This window comes from Paenibacillus sp. J45TS6, assembly GCF_018403285.1.
Classification (GTDB): Bacteria; Bacillota; Bacilli; order Paenibacillales; family Paenibacillaceae; genus Paenibacillus.
Genome location: NZ_BOSJ01000028.1, coordinates 14,484 through 30,446 on the forward strand (window position 1 = coordinate 14,484; position 15,963 = coordinate 30,446).

Annotated in this window: 14 protein-coding genes; 4 read left to right on the plus strand and 10 right to left on the minus strand. The window is 41.3% G+C overall.

The annotated features are described in order from the left end of the window. Nucleotides 1–60: 60 nt before the first annotated feature. The 3 genes from licT to KJS58_RS23500 all read right to left on the minus strand — a co-directional run bounded on the left by licT (nucleotide 61) and on the right by KJS58_RS23500 (nucleotide 4,396). Nucleotides 61–915, minus strand: a complete 855-nt coding sequence (gene licT / locus KJS58_RS23490) for a BglG family transcription antiterminator LicT (protein ID WP_213535970.1) — start codon at nucleotides 913–915, stop codon at nucleotides 61–63. A 267-nt stretch (nucleotides 916–1,182) separates the two neighbouring features. Beyond that, nucleotides 1,183–2,802 (minus strand): Na/Pi cotransporter family protein, encoded by a 1,620-nt coding sequence (locus KJS58_RS23495; RefSeq protein ID WP_213535972.1) that lies wholly within the window; start codon nucleotides 2,800–2,802, stop codon nucleotides 1,183–1,185. Between the two features lie 217 nt (nucleotides 2,803–3,019). Then, nucleotides 3,020–4,396 carry an MATE family efflux transporter gene (locus KJS58_RS23500; protein ID WP_213535974.1) on the minus strand — a complete coding sequence of 459 codons (1,377 nt, stop codon included), beginning with the start codon at nucleotides 4,394–4,396 and terminating at the stop codon, nucleotides 3,020–3,022. Nucleotides 4,397–4,580: 184 nt separating this feature from the next. On the opposite strand from KJS58_RS23500, the gene KJS58_RS23505 reads away from it, so the two are divergent. Then, complete coding sequence (locus KJS58_RS23505; RefSeq protein ID WP_213535976.1) at nucleotides 4,581–5,207, plus strand: TetR/AcrR family transcriptional regulator; 627 nt, start codon at nucleotides 4,581–4,583, stop codon at nucleotides 5,205–5,207. On the opposite strand, the gene KJS58_RS23510 is transcribed toward KJS58_RS23505, so the two are convergent. After that, nucleotides 5,191–5,376 carry a hypothetical protein gene (locus KJS58_RS23510; RefSeq protein WP_213535978.1) on the minus strand — a complete coding sequence of 62 codons (186 nt, stop codon included), beginning with the start codon at nucleotides 5,374–5,376 and terminating at the stop codon, nucleotides 5,191–5,193. The genes KJS58_RS23505 and KJS58_RS23510 overlap by 17 nt on opposite strands. A 78-nt stretch (nucleotides 5,377–5,454) precedes the next feature. Between KJS58_RS23510 and KJS58_RS23515 the strand changes: the two genes are divergently transcribed. Next, nucleotides 5,455–8,559, plus strand: a complete 3,105-nt coding sequence (locus KJS58_RS23515) for an MMPL family transporter (protein ID WP_213535980.1) — start codon at nucleotides 5,455–5,457, stop codon at nucleotides 8,557–8,559. A gap of 55 nt (nucleotides 8,560–8,614) precedes the next feature. Here KJS58_RS23515 and KJS58_RS23520 read toward each other — a convergent pair whose 3' ends face one another. Together KJS58_RS23520 and KJS58_RS23525 are read right to left on the minus strand one after the other, a co-directional pair. Continuing rightward, nucleotides 8,615–9,205 carry a GNAT family N-acetyltransferase gene (locus KJS58_RS23520; protein ID WP_213535982.1) on the minus strand — a complete coding sequence of 197 codons (591 nt, stop codon included), beginning with the start codon at nucleotides 9,203–9,205 and terminating at the stop codon, nucleotides 8,615–8,617. A gap of 22 nt (nucleotides 9,206–9,227) precedes the next feature. Continuing rightward, nucleotides 9,228–10,079 (minus strand): phosphotransferase, encoded by an 852-nt coding sequence (locus tag KJS58_RS23525; RefSeq protein WP_213535984.1) that lies wholly within the window; start codon nucleotides 10,077–10,079, stop codon nucleotides 9,228–9,230. Between the two features lie 197 nt (nucleotides 10,080–10,276). On the opposite strand from KJS58_RS23525, the gene KJS58_RS23530 reads away from it, so the two are divergent. After that, complete coding sequence (locus KJS58_RS23530; RefSeq protein WP_213535986.1) at nucleotides 10,277–10,702, plus strand: GNAT family N-acetyltransferase; 426 nt, start codon at nucleotides 10,277–10,279, stop codon at nucleotides 10,700–10,702. Nucleotides 10,703–10,785: 83 nt separating this feature from the next. Here KJS58_RS23530 and KJS58_RS23535 read toward each other — a convergent pair whose 3' ends face one another. From KJS58_RS23535 to KJS58_RS23545, 3 genes are all read right to left on the minus strand, one after another. Beyond that, a complete protein-coding gene (locus KJS58_RS23535; RefSeq protein ID WP_213535988.1) occupies nucleotides 10,786–11,985 on the minus strand; it encodes a copper amine oxidase N-terminal domain-containing protein in 1,200 nt (399 codons plus the stop codon). A 184-nt stretch (nucleotides 11,986–12,169) separates the two neighbouring features. Next, on the minus strand, nucleotides 12,170–12,562 hold the full coding sequence (locus KJS58_RS23540; RefSeq protein ID WP_213535990.1) for an iron chaperone: 393 nt from the start codon (nucleotides 12,560–12,562) through the stop codon (nucleotides 12,170–12,172). Between the two features lie 69 nt (nucleotides 12,563–12,631). Continuing rightward, nucleotides 12,632–13,171 (minus strand): GNAT family N-acetyltransferase, encoded by a 540-nt coding sequence (locus KJS58_RS23545; protein ID WP_213535992.1) that lies wholly within the window; start codon nucleotides 13,169–13,171, stop codon nucleotides 12,632–12,634. Nucleotides 13,172–13,526: 355 nt separating this feature from the next. Between KJS58_RS23545 and KJS58_RS23550 the strand changes: the two genes are divergently transcribed. Then, nucleotides 13,527–14,276, plus strand: a complete 750-nt coding sequence (locus KJS58_RS23550; protein WP_213535994.1) for a class I SAM-dependent methyltransferase — start codon at nucleotides 13,527–13,529, stop codon at nucleotides 14,274–14,276. A gap of 55 nt (nucleotides 14,277–14,331) precedes the next feature. Here the strand turns inward: KJS58_RS23550 and KJS58_RS23555 are convergent, their stop codons facing one another. After that, entirely contained in the window at nucleotides 14,332–15,861 is a 1,530-nt protein-coding gene (locus tag KJS58_RS23555; RefSeq protein ID WP_374705850.1) for a glycoside hydrolase family 32 protein, read from the minus strand. Nucleotides 15,862–15,963: the final 102 nt, after the last annotated feature.

Here is a 15,963-nt window from a genome sequence, read left to right on the forward strand (position 1 = left end):
GTGCCTTTAATATAATCGATTAAGAAAGCGCATGCAACAGGTTTTTTATTCCAGTTCCTTTTACAAGTCAATTCCACTTCTTGAAGTTACCCGCTGTATATGAATCGTTAAATATACTTTTTCATCAATCGTCATAGCGCTTTCATACTCGGTCTCCAAATAATGATTGATTCGATTCATACACTCAAACGCAGTGGGGTACTTCTCTTTAACCTGGTCGTAAAGAAAATTGTCACCCGATGCCGATTTCTCCTGCTCTCCACTTAGCATCCGTTGCAGGAAAAACTGTAAATGGGTAATAAAGCGAGAATAATTAAATGAGTTCTCATCAAGTTTCAGCTGATAATAATCTGACACAAGATTTACAATATCACTCATAGCCTTGGTCACTTCAACTGTTTTCTGCATTCCTTGACTGTCTTGGCGCGCATTAACAAAATGCATGGCAATAAAACTCGCTTCATCCTGGTCCATTTCAATGTCAAAGTATTTCTTAATCAAAAGCAGCGCATTTTGACCAATTGCAAATTCCTTAGGATAGAATTTTTTGATCTGCCAGAACAACGCATTCTTGAGATTCATCGATTTTTTATAGCGGGCAACCGCAAATTGGATATGGTCAATTAAGGTAATATAAATATTATCATTAAAAATATTTCCCATTTCTGATTTTGCATAGCTTATAATTTCATCAGCCAAAGAGAAATAAGTGACAGATGTCTCGCCAATAAGATCAATCAATTTCTGAGGTACTTTCTCTGGCTTCAGCATAAAGGTCTTTTCGATTTTATCTTCGTCAACTTTTTGTCCTGCCTTCTTCTTGAAGCCCAGACCATTGCCAATCACGATGTATTCGTGACCAACCTGATCCTCAACACGAATAACGTTGTTATTGAAGATTTGCCGAATGATCATGGTGTATTCATTCTCCTCTTTTTCAGTTCAATTCTATGCGTAAATGCTTTAAGTAAGATAACACAGCTTCCAACAGCGATTCAATATACAATGATTTCTTTGCCTCTATCCTATACAATTAACAATTTTTCATAAGAATAAACCCTTATTGGGGGTTGTTTTTTAGGATTCAGGCAACAATAGATCGGTATTATTTGCCTTAAAGTACAGAATATATAACGCAAAACCGCCCTTCCAGCTATAGCTGAAAGGACGGTTCCTTCTTCTCTAGTGCTGTTCGTGAAGCACGAACTGAGCAATATTTTTACAATGATCTCCGATGCGCTCAAGGTTCGTTAGCAAGTCCAAATAAATGGTTCCTGCACCGCTTGAGCATACGTTTTGGTTTAGACGAATGATGTGATTTTTGCGGAACACAACTTCAAGGTCATCTAATTTCGTTTCCAGTTCCAACACGGCTTTAGCTGCCTCGGTGTCCTGTCCTTCCAGTGCAACGAGCGCCTTCTCTACCGTCTGATCTGCCACTTCCATCATTTCCTGCAGCTCTTTCGTAGCCGCTTCCGAGAACAAAATCTTGTTATTAATGCTGAACTCCGCAAGCTCTACTACATTCTCTGCATGGTCGCCGATCCGCTCAATATCACTAACCGTTTGAAACCAGCCAGAAGCTTTTTCTGACTCCCCTGCCGGCAGTGCGTTCTTCTGGTGGATTCGAATGATATAATCCGTAATTTTGCGATTCAGCTCATTAATAAGCTCTTCCTTTTGCAAAGCTAGGTCAGCATATTTCGTATCCCGATCAAAGAAATACTTCGTTGCATCCTGCAAAGACTCTCTCGCATACTGACCCATACGCACAATTTCATGCTGAGCTTGTCCTAATGCGACAGCTGGTGTTGCAAGTAGACGATCATCGAGATAGATCGGTTTAAACTGAATCTCATCCATCTTGCCTGGAATGACTTTGGTTACAATCCATGCCAGTACAGGAATTAGCGGCAGGAAGATAAGGGTGTTCGTCACGTTAAACAATCCGTGGGCATACGCAATCTGCATCCGAATATTCACGCCTTCTCCAAGCCACAGTACTACCCAGAGTACGACAGGCAGCAGAAGCGTGAAGATAATGGCTCCGCAAACGTTAAAAATAACGTGTACTAACGCCGTACGTCTTGCTGCGATCGACGCACCAATAGATGCGAGTACCGCTGTAATCGTTGTACCGATATTATCACCAAACAGGATCGGCAAAGATCCGCTGAGACTGATCATCCCTTCATCCGCAATAGTCTGCAGAATTCCGATCGTTGCACTTGAACTCTGTACGACCATCGTAAAGATGGTACCGACAAGAAGTCCCAGTACAGGCTGATCTGCCATTTGAATCATAAAATCAGTAAAAGCCGGCAATTCCCTAAGCGGTTTCACTCCACCACTCATGGTAGATAGTCCAAGGAACAACATCCCGAAACCAAAGATTACTTGGCCAATGTATTGAAATTTCTTCTTATTCAGGAAAAATAAAAAGAAGGCACCCACTGCAATAATAGGCAGAGCATACTCTTCAATTTTGATCCCGACGATAAAAGCAGTCATCGTTGTACCGATATTCGCACCAAGTACAACCCCAATTGCTTGTCTAAGTGTCATAAGTCCAGCGTTTACAAGTCCAATTGCCATTACTGTCGTCCCAGAAGAGGACTGAATTAAACAAGTAACGATAATTCCAACTAGAACGCCCAATATCGGATTTGTGGTGTACTTTTCCAAAATCCCGCGCATTTTGTCTCCGGCTGATTTTTGCAGTCCGTCTGACATAAATTTGATACCAAATAGAAAGATGCCGAGTCCCCCGACAAACTTAAACAATATCTCTTGCCAATCCAATATATGAAAGCCTCCCTCAGTTATTGGTCCGTCCAAACCTTTTTTAATTTATCATACTCACGAATCGAAATGAATAATTCAAGTTTAGACATTTTATGATATTTTTAGTACAGAATAAGGAAAATACTTAAGATGTTTCTAATATGAGTGTGAGAAATGTTATTGAATACAAAAAAAGAGAGCTGACAACTCAGCCCTCTCCAATGAAAATATCAGATTAGATCAGTTTACGACGATACCATTTGTCCCCGCGGAAACGAATCCAGAAAATCACTCCACGAACGCTCCATTCAGTGACCATAGCAATCCATACCCCCATGATCCCAAGTCCAAGCGTAATTCCTAGGAAATATCCTAAGAATACACGGAGAACCCACATCGACAGTAAAGAAGTTAAGGAGGTGAAGTTCGAATCCCCAGCCGCACGCAGTGCAGAAGGAAGGATAAAACTAATTGACCAGAAAATCGGCTGAACAATCGCAATCAGCAGTGTGAGTGCAAAGATATCAGGTACAATCTCAGCCGGCGGCGAGAATAAGCCGACGATGAACGGAAACAGCGGAATGATAATAGCAGCTACCAAAATAAAGAACGCGGTCGACAAGCCGATAAATGACTTAATAAATTTCCTTGCATCCGGTATACTCCCATTACCAATACATTGCCCAACTACGGTGACAATGGCGATACTAAGCGCGCTGCCCCCAATTTGGAACAGCAGTGATATGGAGCCGCTGATTGCATTTACGGTAATTGCTAAAGTTCCAAGCTGAACAATAAACGTCTGAGTGAGCAGTTTCCCGCCGTTAAAGAACATTTGCTCAGCGGCAAATGGAATTCCAACCGCCATAATCCTTTTGAGGATTGAAAAATCCAGTTTTAGAGCTTCTTTAATCTTGTATTTTAAAGTCTGATTTATTTTGATCAAATAATACATCGAGATACACATGCCCAGCACCCGTGCTGTGATCATGGAAATAACAAGACCTATAATTCCCATATCGAATACAGTAATAAGCAAAATATTCAGTCCAAGATACGTAAGGTTCATGATGAGTGACAATCCTAGGCAAGCCTTCGTCTCCGCTACCCCGCGTAGAACACCGGTTACGGCCTGAAATATCGCAATAAACGGATAAGAAATACAGCTGCCTATAAGAAAGACTCGAGCATTCTCGAATACTTCTGCTTCCGCCTTACCAAATAACAGATTAAGAATAGGGGTATGAAAAGTAATAACGAGCCCGCATATAACTACGGAAAGTATCGCTACTGCCGTAATGGCTTGTGTAGCCGATTTCGATACCATCTCCTCATTACCGCTCCCCTTATACTGAGCAACAATGACGGTTCCCCCTGTGGCTACCGCAACAAATACGTTAACGAGGAAAATATTGATCGAATCGACCATACTTACGGCACTTACCGCAGCAACGCCGGATGATGCAATCATCGCTGTATTTAACAGGGCCATTAAAATAATAAAAGCCTGATCCACAAATATCGGAATAATAATCGCGATAATTTGCCTGAAATCAAGCGTCTTTCCAGTAAAATATTTATTCAAGAAGGTATTAGATTTTTCTTTATACATAGGAAGTGGATTACTCAAAGGATAATCATCTCTTTTTCATTGTATTTACAACATCGCCCAATAGTATAGCATGATTTTGTGAGTATGGGTTGTGAAGTATTTCTTTTTTATAATAATGATTGCAGAAAGTCCAGTTTTCGACTATACTTTCGTTATTCCAATAAAAGTAAACAGGTGTTCATTAATGCAAATTTTAAAAGAAGAAATCCGAAATAATATTCTGAGCGCAGCCCTATCTGAATTCGAACAATACGGGTATGCGCAGTCCTCGATGAGACGAATTGCGACCGCAGCGGGAATAACAACAGGTAACATTTATCGCTATTTTAAGAACAAGGATGATCTATTCCAGGCACTCATGGGAAGCGCACATGAGCAGTTTATTTCGTACACCATCGCAATTAAGGAAGAAATAGAGAAAACCTTCACCATTCACAGTGACGAAGTATTTGAGTATATCAAAATGGTGGATGAGACCATTGTAGAACTGCTGAAAGACTCAAGTACAGAGATCAAGATCTTATTAACTTTAAGTGAAGGTTCGGCTTATGCTTCGGCAAAACAGGATCTTATTGCAATTGTCATTCAGATTTTGGAGAAGGTATTCACGGTCACCCGGGAAACAACGGATTTAGATCCCAAGGATCGATTGTCTATTCAGATGCTAGCCGTCACCATCATTGAAGGGATATGCCTAATTCTCCGCGATCACCGGGATGGAGCAACTATTAAATATCTTGTTGATGAGCTGCTGCAAGTGTTCTCCGTGGGGATTGCGGAGAAAATTAGTTGTGTTACTCGCAAAGCTTAGATTCATCTCTACGAGTGAATGAAGGTTTGCGAGTACTCGCAATTCTTTTGATCATCTCCAATCCAATGGGTCCACCTCTGCCGAGCGGATAATTGGTTTGGAGTCCAATCTTTTGGCTCACCTCAGCTGAGTAAATAATCAATTGAAAGCACATCTCTTTTTTTAGCATTATAATGAACGCCTGTTTACTAATGTTCTGTACCTCAAGCAATGCCACTATTCCATGATCAAGGGAGATAATGTACGAATGCAAAAGATACTAAAGTGGCGCTGGCTTATTCTAGCCATTTGGCTGGTTAGCGCAAGCTTACTCACCGTATTTCAGCCAGATGTCAACGCGATCCTACATGAAAGAGGCCAAGATCCACTCACCAAAGACAGTCCCTCCAAAGTAGCAAGTGAGCTATTAAAGGAAATGACAGGAGATCAAGGCACCAGCGATATTATTGTTTTTCATAATGAAAATAAACTGTCTGATACGGATCTGACTCAGATCGAAACAGGTATAGAGAACATACGAGATCAAAGTGCTGAACTCGGTGTGCATGATATGATCGACCCTTTTTCTACCCCAGAGGCGAAATCCTCTCTTCTCTCCGAGAATGGAACGACCCTTATGGTCAGCTTCAGTCTCGATAAAGGAGATCGTGAAGTTGCCGTCATTAAAGAACAACTTGAGCAAGAACTCGCTGACGTAGATACTGATTTTTATCTAAGCGGTGAAGATTTTATTCAGAACGATTATTTGGAAGCAACAACGGCAGGTGTAGAAAAAAGTGCTTTGCTGACCGTTGTGTTCATTCTTGCCGTTCTTATTATTATGTTCCGTTCCCTGCTCATTCCCTTTATCTCGCTGCTAACGGTGGGGATTACTTATCTCGTATCCATGGGCATTGCAGCACAAATTATTGAAAAGCTGAATTTCCCGGTCACCAGTGTAACGCAGATGCTGCTTGTCCTCATTTTGTTTGGGATCGGTACCGACTACAACATTCTTTTATTCAACCGCTTTAAAGAGGAACTTGCTCACGGTGCAACGATTGATGAAGCTATCTTCACTACGTTCCGAACCGCAGGCAAAACCATTCTCTACAGTACATTAACCGTATTTATTGCGTTTGCTGCACTAAGTTTCTCAAACTTTGGAATTTACAAATCTGCGAACGTCGTTGCCATTGGTGCGATCGTATTAATTGTGCAGATTTATACCTTGACCCCCTTCTTTATGAAGACACTTGGGGAAAAATTATTCTGGCCTGCCAAACAAAATAACGGCCATAAAGACAGCAAGTTTTGGACCAAGCTCGCTACGATTTCAGTAAAATATCCGGTGATTACCACCGCACTTATTATCATCATCATGATTCCTGTTCTCATGTTCAGCAAACAGACGCTGTCCTTTGATCAGCTGAAAGAACTCGGTAACGGCTACCCTTCGACCAAGGGATTCAGCCTCGTTGCAGAAAACTTTAGTGAAGGTCAGGCTCTGCCTACGAATGTAGTCATTCAAAATGATGAGCCGATGGATAATAATGATGCCCTGGCTGTAATTGATTCGATTACCCTCGCTCTTAATGAGCTTGAAGGGGTAGACAGTGTATCGAGTGTAACGCAGCCGCAGTTTGAGGAAATTCCGGATTTGTATACAGATAGCCAAACCTCTGCTATAACGGATGGAATCTCAGCTTCTAGGGATGGTGTCGATCAGATCCAGGATGGACTTTCACAGATGGAAGCAGGACTTGAAACGCCTGACTTCTCTGAAGTGGATCAGCTAGTTTCCGGTTCGGGAGAGATCACATCAGGCTATCAGCAGCTAACAGATGCGGTGAAAGAACTTGGAGGCGGTATAAGTGACAGTGCTTCCGGAGCAACCGGGCTCTCATCCGGTATTGCCGAGATTCGCAGTGGACTATCTTCCATACAAAAAAGCTCTTCACAAGTCTCAAGCGGACTCCGTGAGATTCAAAAACAATATACGGCGCTTGGCAGTGGATATGAATCACTAGCGAAGCAGCTGCCCGGCATTCAGCAAGGAATGACAGGGATTAACGGACTGATCACTGCCCTCGGCACTTCCCATAGTGAACTTGCGTCTGATGATACTTATGTACAGCTGAAGACACAGGGTGCAGCACTCGAAGGCGGCATTGCCCAGTGGGCTGGAGGGTTAACACAACTCAACACGAATTATGAAAAGTTAAATAGCGCCTTTACACAAGCTACTGGTGGTCTAGATCAGATTAACAGCGCTCAGGGGCAGATTCTCAGCGGGCTCAAGGAATTAGAAAACGGAGCAAAACAGCTGAGCTCTGGACTGAATCAAGGCGCTAGCGGCGCGGATGAAATTGCTGCTAATATGAATAAATTAAATGATGCTTTAGCTAAAGTGAATCAGGGGCAAGAAGAACTGAGTAACGGTTTATCTCAGTTTTCGGGCGGTCTAACTTCATTAAAAGATGGACTTCATCAAAGTGGAAATGGACTGGAAGATATTTCGGAGGGACTTGGAAAAACCAACGAATTCCTGACGCAATTCGAATCTTCTAAAACGTTCTTCATTCCTAGAGAAGCACTTGAAGGAGAAGATTTCGCCCAGGTACTTGATAATTTCATGTCCGAAGATCGTAAAATCACAAAATTGATGGTTATTTTGAACGACGATCCTTATTCAATGAAAGCTATGGATACCATTGAAGAGATTAACGATACCGTTGCTTCAGGACTTAAAGGAACTGTACTAGACGGAGCAGTATTTGGAGCAGCAGGACCAAGCTCGACAACCTATGATACCAATAAAGTACAGCTTGAGTCATTTAACGGAACAGCAGTGATCGTAATTATCGGGGTATTCCTTGTACTGCTGTTTGTGATTCGTTCAATTCTGCCATCCATCTATATTGTAATATCTCTAATTGTCTCTTACTTTGTTGCCATGGCTGCAACCAATCTGGTTACCTATCAGATACTCGGTGCTGACGGCGTATCATCCTTTGTTCCCTTCTTCTCCTTCATCATTATTGTGGCGGTCGGAGTCGATTACAGCATCTTCTTCATGATGCGCTATAAAGAATACGGGGAACTGGACCCTGCAAAAGCACTCGTGGAATCAGCCAAAAATATCGGCGGCGTCATCATCTCCGCCATGATTATACTCGGCGGCACCTTTGCCACACTCATTCCATCAGGACTTGTCCTGCTGATTGAACTAGCTTCTGCAGTCATTGCGGGTCTCCTTGTACTTTGCTTCATTTTACTTCCGATGCTGGTACCTGCTTTAATTATGCTGCCTAACGCATTCAGCAAGAGAAAAAACACAGCTGCAAATGAGAAATCTACGTTGCATCAATAACGACATGCAGTTGTTAAAAGAAGCAGATGCCTATCATAGGCTCTGCTTCTTTGTTTTATTTTGAGAGACAATACTCCTCTTTTAATATACCGAATACTTCCCGATCCACTACCCCTTTGCCGGACCAAAGTGCTGCTTGTCTGAGAGTACCTTCTTTTATAAAACCGTTTTTCAGGAGCACCTTTTTGGAGATTTCATTCTGCGGCATCACATCTGCCTGAACTCGGTTAATACCTGCGCGCAGGAACAGGAATTCAAGCACCAAGCGAACCGCTTCCGTTGCATATCCCCTGCCCCAATAAGCCTCTGCTAAGAAGTAACCCATCGTGGCCATGTTCACCTTGCGATTAAGATCAAATACCTCAATAATACCAATCAGCCGATCCTGCTGATCCTTAGCAAAAATCCCCCACTTTACACGGGTCTGTTTATTGAAGTCTCGCTCAAAGTGCCCGATCATTTTCCTCACCGTGTCTTTGTTGTGTCTCGGAAGGATTCCACAGTATCTAAATATCACGTCATTGCTGTATATTTCGAACAATTCATCCACATGTTCCTCTTCTACTTTCTTAAGTACAAGTATGTCTGATTTCAGAATAGGAAACGAGTCAAAAATGGGATCCATATTCTCCTCCTTGTCATTCATCTTATTCTTCCTACGTTCCGGCCTATCCCTGCAAGTTTAGATCTTTTAAGAACGGATTACGGGCAGCAATGTCGTTTGCTTTCTTCATGAGGTCTATTCCTTCCGGTCCTTGTGCAAACCGGTTAAGCAGAATCCAGCGCAAATAAGCGATAGCTTCAAATTTAGTTCTGTCTTCCTCTTGAATAGGATGTAAGGAGAGATAAGCAGTAGAGAAAGCTTCGGCAAGGAAAGAAGGCATATAGATTCGCTTTAGAAAAAGAGACCAGGAAAAGTCAAACCTCGGATCACCAAGCTGTCCATTCGTCCAGTCAATGATCGTCATGCGTCCATCCTTCTCTACCAAATTATTTAAGTGAAAATCACCATGAATGAAATGACAGTGTTCGATAGAAGTTACGGATGCCACTTCAGTTACCACAGCTAATAGATCCGGATGCTGATCAAGATCGGGAAAATAATAAGCAAAAAAATCGTATTTAGGAAGTGTCAGCGGAAGTAGTTTCTCCACATTCACCTGGTGAATCTGATATAAAAGAACCGCGATCTCCTGCATTTTCTTTTCACTATAATCTTGTAGTTCTCCGCCATCATCATAGGTGAACAGTACTTGTTCCTTTTGTTCAGAACGTTTTCTTCCCCACCCTAGAGGCTTCGATACAGGTAAACCTTGCTCATATAATCCTGATAACAATCGGTACTGATAATCAATATTCGGCTTAGAAACTTTGTTCCACACTTTCAGAATAAAACGATTATCCTGTATACATAGTTTGGTTACTTCTGCTTCCATTCCTTGAGTCATGGGCTGTACAATAATCGGTGGATTTTGAGCTAACAACTCATCCAGTAAAGGGTCTTTCTGTATCCATTCCATGTCACGTAACAGAGATCTCAGCTCCTTTTTCCTAAATGTTATAGCCTATTTGCAGTATCCTTGTTACATTCGCTTAGAGAGTCTAGGAAACCTTTGAAATTCAGGTACAATTGAATATAAAACATTTTTTACTTTCCGGTTAAGCTCGAAATAAGGTAAGTTCAAATGAGATCATTTTGAAGAGGGGTTAATATACCATGGAACTACATATTTCCGCTGAACATAGTAATGAAGATCGGACCCGTGTACGTAACAAACTGATTGCATTTAATCATGCTCATTTTCCTAAAGAACTGAGTAATCGATACGAAGAATTAAATCTTTTGTTAAAAAATGCAGAAGGGGAAACGCTGGGTGGAATTGTGGGAGATATATGCTGGAACTGGCTGGAGATCCACTATCTAATTCTGGATGAACAGATTCGCGGACTTGGTTATGGCTCGAAATTATTATTAGAGATCGAGGAAATAGCCAGGCAGAAATCATGCGATTTCATTAAACTCGATACCCTTAGCTTCCAAGCACTGGACTTCTATTTGAAATATGGCTATGAAGTATATGGATCTATCAATAACGCGGGCGGGCACACTCACTATTACTTAAAAAAGGATTTGAAAAGTTAATAGGTACATGTCTAACTATCCTGACCACTTATAAAAAGCCCTGCAATTCTGCAGGGCTTTCTCCAGGATTCATATTTCAATAATTACGAAAGTACGTCGTATTTAAATTCATCTTCAACGCTTGAAATATCAACAGTATCATAAATGAGCCAGTTTCCTTCTTTATTTTTCACTAGATAGTACAAGCTCTCCGTATCAAATTTCAAAATTTTGTCCGTCTCTTCTGCGTACAGAATTGCGGTATTTCCGGTGTACTTAATGACACTCATGAATTTCGCAGACATATCAAAATTAATTGCGTTTAGTAAACCCTCATCCGTCATCGCTTGCATCATTTCATACAATAGAGATGAAGGATCCATCGAGGAGAGAAGTAACGCTGTATTTTTTTCGTTAAACCCTTTGTATTGGTTGTTTACGGTCTGCATGATTGCTTTTTCCGTATCTGCTGGTACTTGAACTTGAGTGCCGATGAGATCCTCAGCTGCATAATAGTAGTCCTCGTAGTACAAATCATACTGTCTTAACGTACCATTTGGCATTTTCATCAAGTTCACTTCATAGGTTTCTACCGAATCCCAGAAAAATGGACCACTAATATAACTACGTGTTCGAGTAACGGTCGCGTAAATGTCATCACCATACGCCTCAATGTTATTTACATTGCTGTAGACCACTTTTGCTTTGGAAAGAAATTGATCGCGGTATTCTTCTTTTATCTCCTCATAATAAGGAGCATCAGGGTGAATCAGCTGCATCGCTTTCGCCAAACTTCGCTCGTTCTCCGCCGTTTGCTGCTTTTTGAAAAATTCAGCGACTTGTGCTTTTACCTTGCTATCCGCAATTCCGGTTGAGATGTGAATCGTTTTGTTCTGCTGATTCCATTTCACATCATAACCCGTTGCTTCTGCTACGAATCGAAGCGGAACAAGCGTGCTTCCTTTGGTTATGTAGGGTGCCGCGGAAAGACTCGTCTTCATTCCATCAATATAAGCTGATTTTTGTCCAACCGTCAGCTGTATTTTGGTCGACCCGTTATTGGCATTAATTCGTTTAGCTGCATTATTATAAGCGACAGTGTAATTGAAGGCTTCAAATAATGGACGGAACTGTACGAAAGTGACTCCATTTTTGATTTCGGGGGAAATAGAAAAGCTCATTACCTTCCCGTCTAGATATACCTGAATCTTTTTAGTTGCCGCACTGGCAGGGGCCACGTTACTAAGGACGGTACATACCATCAGCAGAGATAACATAAGAAGCCCAAATTTCTTTCTCATCATGCAGTCTTCTCCTCTAAGTTGTAAGTTTTTCAGGGAAAGAGAACTCTCTCCTCTCATTCCAAAATAATGAAACGAGCCCATCATAAGCCATCGTAACCTCACACAAAAGAGATTTCAACACTTGTGTAAGTTTTTACATAGAGGTAAAATATGACAATTAATGAACTGTCCATACAAGCATGTCTTACTTTTTATTACTTTTCTTTTTAGCTGCTGCTTTTTCTTTATTCTCAGCAGCTCGAAACTGTACAATCCTGCTGATTAATTCATAGGGAAGTTCCTGATTCAGCGGAAATTGGACAGAACCTTTTGCCCCCTTATATCCGGATAATTCCTCTTTAAATGCCTCGATTCCACTTGGAGCCGGATAAAAACCGATATGATTTTTAAAAGCAGCATAATGTACTAGATTCCCACTCAGCGCAAAGGTAGGCATTTGATAACTTATCTTTTCCACTGCATGTGGGGCAGCTTCTTTTATTACCTTTCTGAGCTTCTGAAGGATTTCTTGAATCTCAGCGGGAAACTGGGAAATATATTCATCAACCGACTCAACCTTCGCTTTCTTTTCGTCCATGATAGACATCACTCCGATCTTAAACTAGTTACTATAACGTCCTTTCACTTCACCCTAAAGCCGTTAATTTTAAGCTTCGAAAAATGCCTTCGAGTACTCCACCACGCCTGATTGATCCTTAAGACTATTTTCAATGAGTTCTAGTGCCATAAATGCATCATCCGGGACTTCAAACGGCGCTTTAATTCCCCATACCGATGCTTTTTTAAATCCAAACTTCGGATAATATTCCGAATGACCCAAAACAATAACCGAACCGTACCCTAACTCTCTCGCTGCTTGTATTCCTTCTTCAATAAGCCTTCTGCCGACACCTTGATTCTGATATTGGGGTGGCACAGAAACAGGAGCCAAGGCAAGAGATTCTGCCGTCTTTCCTTCACCCACGATTTTAATTTTCGAAAAAAGAATATGCCCGATGATTTCATCATTCTCTTTATTTATCGCTACTAAAGACAATTCAGGGATGAACGCTTCCGATGTACGGATCCGGGCAACGAGTTCATGCTCTTTTTTATCACTGAATTCCATAGTTTCAAACGCATGTTGTACGACCTTTTCTACGGCTTCATAATCCTTTGCTTCTTCTTTTCTAATGATCATATGCATATTTCCATATCTCCTTTTTTGGGACAATCTCTCTACTCTTCATAGTACTCTAAAAGTATACCCGAAGAGCAGGACCTACTTTCATGAATACTTGGGTAAAACCGAACAAGGAGAAGTAATTTACTGGATTAAAGAAACTTAAATGAGATATAATGGAATGAATCTTTTGAATGAGGTGAATGGGATGAACTTCCGCAGGGTTCGAAGTAATTAGTTGCCGGGCTGGATAAAAACGCGTACCAGCTGTCAAGGGACACGTCTGTTCTTTTGTCCACAGTAACTAAGTATTTGAACGATATGGGGCTGTTCTTTCTCTAGCTTGTTATGAACCTCAATTTGAAAGGTGGAAGAAAAAATGAATACACTCGAATACAAAGATTTTTATGATAAAGTAGGAAAACGCATTGGCTGGGATTTCAGTAAGATGAAATGTGTCTCCGAAGGATTACCGTGGGACTTTTATAATGAAGTAACAAAAGTAACGAAGAAGTCAGATCTCCTGCTTGATATCGGAACGGGCGGCGGCGAAGCAATCCTCTCCATCGCAGATTCTGCACTGCTTCTCGTCGGGATTGACCATTCCACAGGAATGATGGAAACCGCAACTAAAAATGCGGTAAGTTCCGGTATACCTAATGTCCGTTTTCTGCAGATGGATGCAGAACATCTTGATTTTCCTAAACATTTCTTTCAGGTCGTCTCTTCTAGACACTCATGCTTCTATCCAAATGAAATAGCTAAAGTATTAGCTCCAGGCGGTATTTTTCTAACTCAACAAGTAAGCGAAAATGACAAAGAGAATATAAAAGAGGCTTTTGGGAGAGGTCAGGCATTCAGTAAGAAAAACGGGACATTAAAAGATCAATATATTACGGAACTAAGGGAAGCTGGCTTTACGGATATCAAGGCCTTTGAAGCTAGCGTCACCGAATATTATCAGACGCCGGAAGACTTACTTTTTCTCTTGAAGCACACTCCGATTATTCCTAACTTTGGAGAAACCGAAGATGATTTTCAAATCCTGGAGCAATTGATTAGGGACAATCAGACGGACAAAGGAATAATGACCAATTCATCACGATTTATGATTATAGCCCGAAAGTAACAGCGTACGTAACAAAAATCATACTAAAAAGGGATACTCATGGGTATCCCTTTTGTTATTTAACCGTATGAAAATGCTTAATGACTACATGATCAAACATCGCCGTTCCGCCTTCAGCAAACAGGGTAATCGATCTATCGCCGGATTCCGGAAAAATTTCATTCGTAAAGGCGACTCTACCATCATCAATAAAAACTTCAATACTCGTTTTATCAACGAGGATTTTTAGATGAACCTTCTTGTTGTTCCCATCAAATGGCGCGGTACTTTCTACATATCTGTTACTCTCATCAGGATGTCCTGTTGAAGCTCGGTTCACATAAGAATACTCGCCTTCTACAAAAACACCAACGTCTACATGGCGAGTTTTATCACTGGATTCTCGAAGTCTAAGTCCTACATTCTTCATCTCTGACCAAGAAATATCTGCCTCCAGCTGATACATTTCTCCTGTTACATCAAGGGTTGTGGAGCCATCCACTTCGATATGTCCAAACGTACCCGTTGAACTTGTTAACTCATCTAATGCTTCAATGGGTTGGGATACTAAATAGTACCTATTATCTCCTTCTGCCTGTAACTCGATCTGACGGACAATGGAGTCTGTACCGTTAAAACCTTCTTCGAGGGTAGGGGTCACATTTGCGTAATCCCAATTATTCATCCAAGCTAATGCATACCGATGATTATATTTATCCCTTTCCACTCCGTCTTCAAACGTTACCGCACCATACCAGTCAAATCCATAATCCAACCACTGAGGCTCGGTCTGATTCGGGATAAACTCTTCACCATCAAAATCTCCGATCCAATATGCATACGTATTCGGTTGGCCTGTAGATTTACCGTTGGCACTGGCACCAAGAATCCACTTTAGTGTGCCATCATCTGCTCTTAACTGATAAAGATCAGGACATTCTAGAACTCCGATATTTTCAGCATGGAAGCTGCTAGTATAATGCCATTCTTTTAAGTTATCTGACTCGTAAAAACCAATTTTCGTTCCTTCTGCCAGCGTCATCACCCATTTTTGCGAATCATGATCCCATATTACTTTTGGATCTCTGAAATCTTCCACTCCCGGATTCGCGAGAACAGGAGTATCTCCATAAGGTTGGAACGTTTGACCTCGATCCGTACTGTACCACAAAAATTGTTCCTGCTTCTTTTCATCTGCAGAGGGCTGTGTCAGTATCGCTATAATTGCACCTTCGCCAAACCCTGCTGTGTTTGTATCATCTATAACAACTGAACCCGACCATGGGTCTCCATTTTGATTCGTGTATTTAGGAATGGCAACTCCTTTATCTTCCCACTCCACTAAATCTACAGAAGTGGCATGCCGCCATTCGGTACCGTTGCCTTCAGGATAATCACTATTATATAGATAATAATAATGATATTCTCCATCGAAGTAGATCGGTTTTTGGGGGTCGTTTTTCCATTTATCAGGAACAGTAAAGTGATAACCGGGACGAACACTTACCTCTGGAATCGGATGAATAGTAGCTTCCTTATCGTTTTTAACTGCGGTATAAGTGATAAGTGCTAATGCGATTAAACAACAAGCGAAAAAGATGAACATAACGGTTTTACTTCTCCTCAATTTCTCAACTATATTCAAATGCATCCCCCACTTTTGCTCTGATCATATTGCTGTTAAAACTTACAGATACAAAGAAAGTAA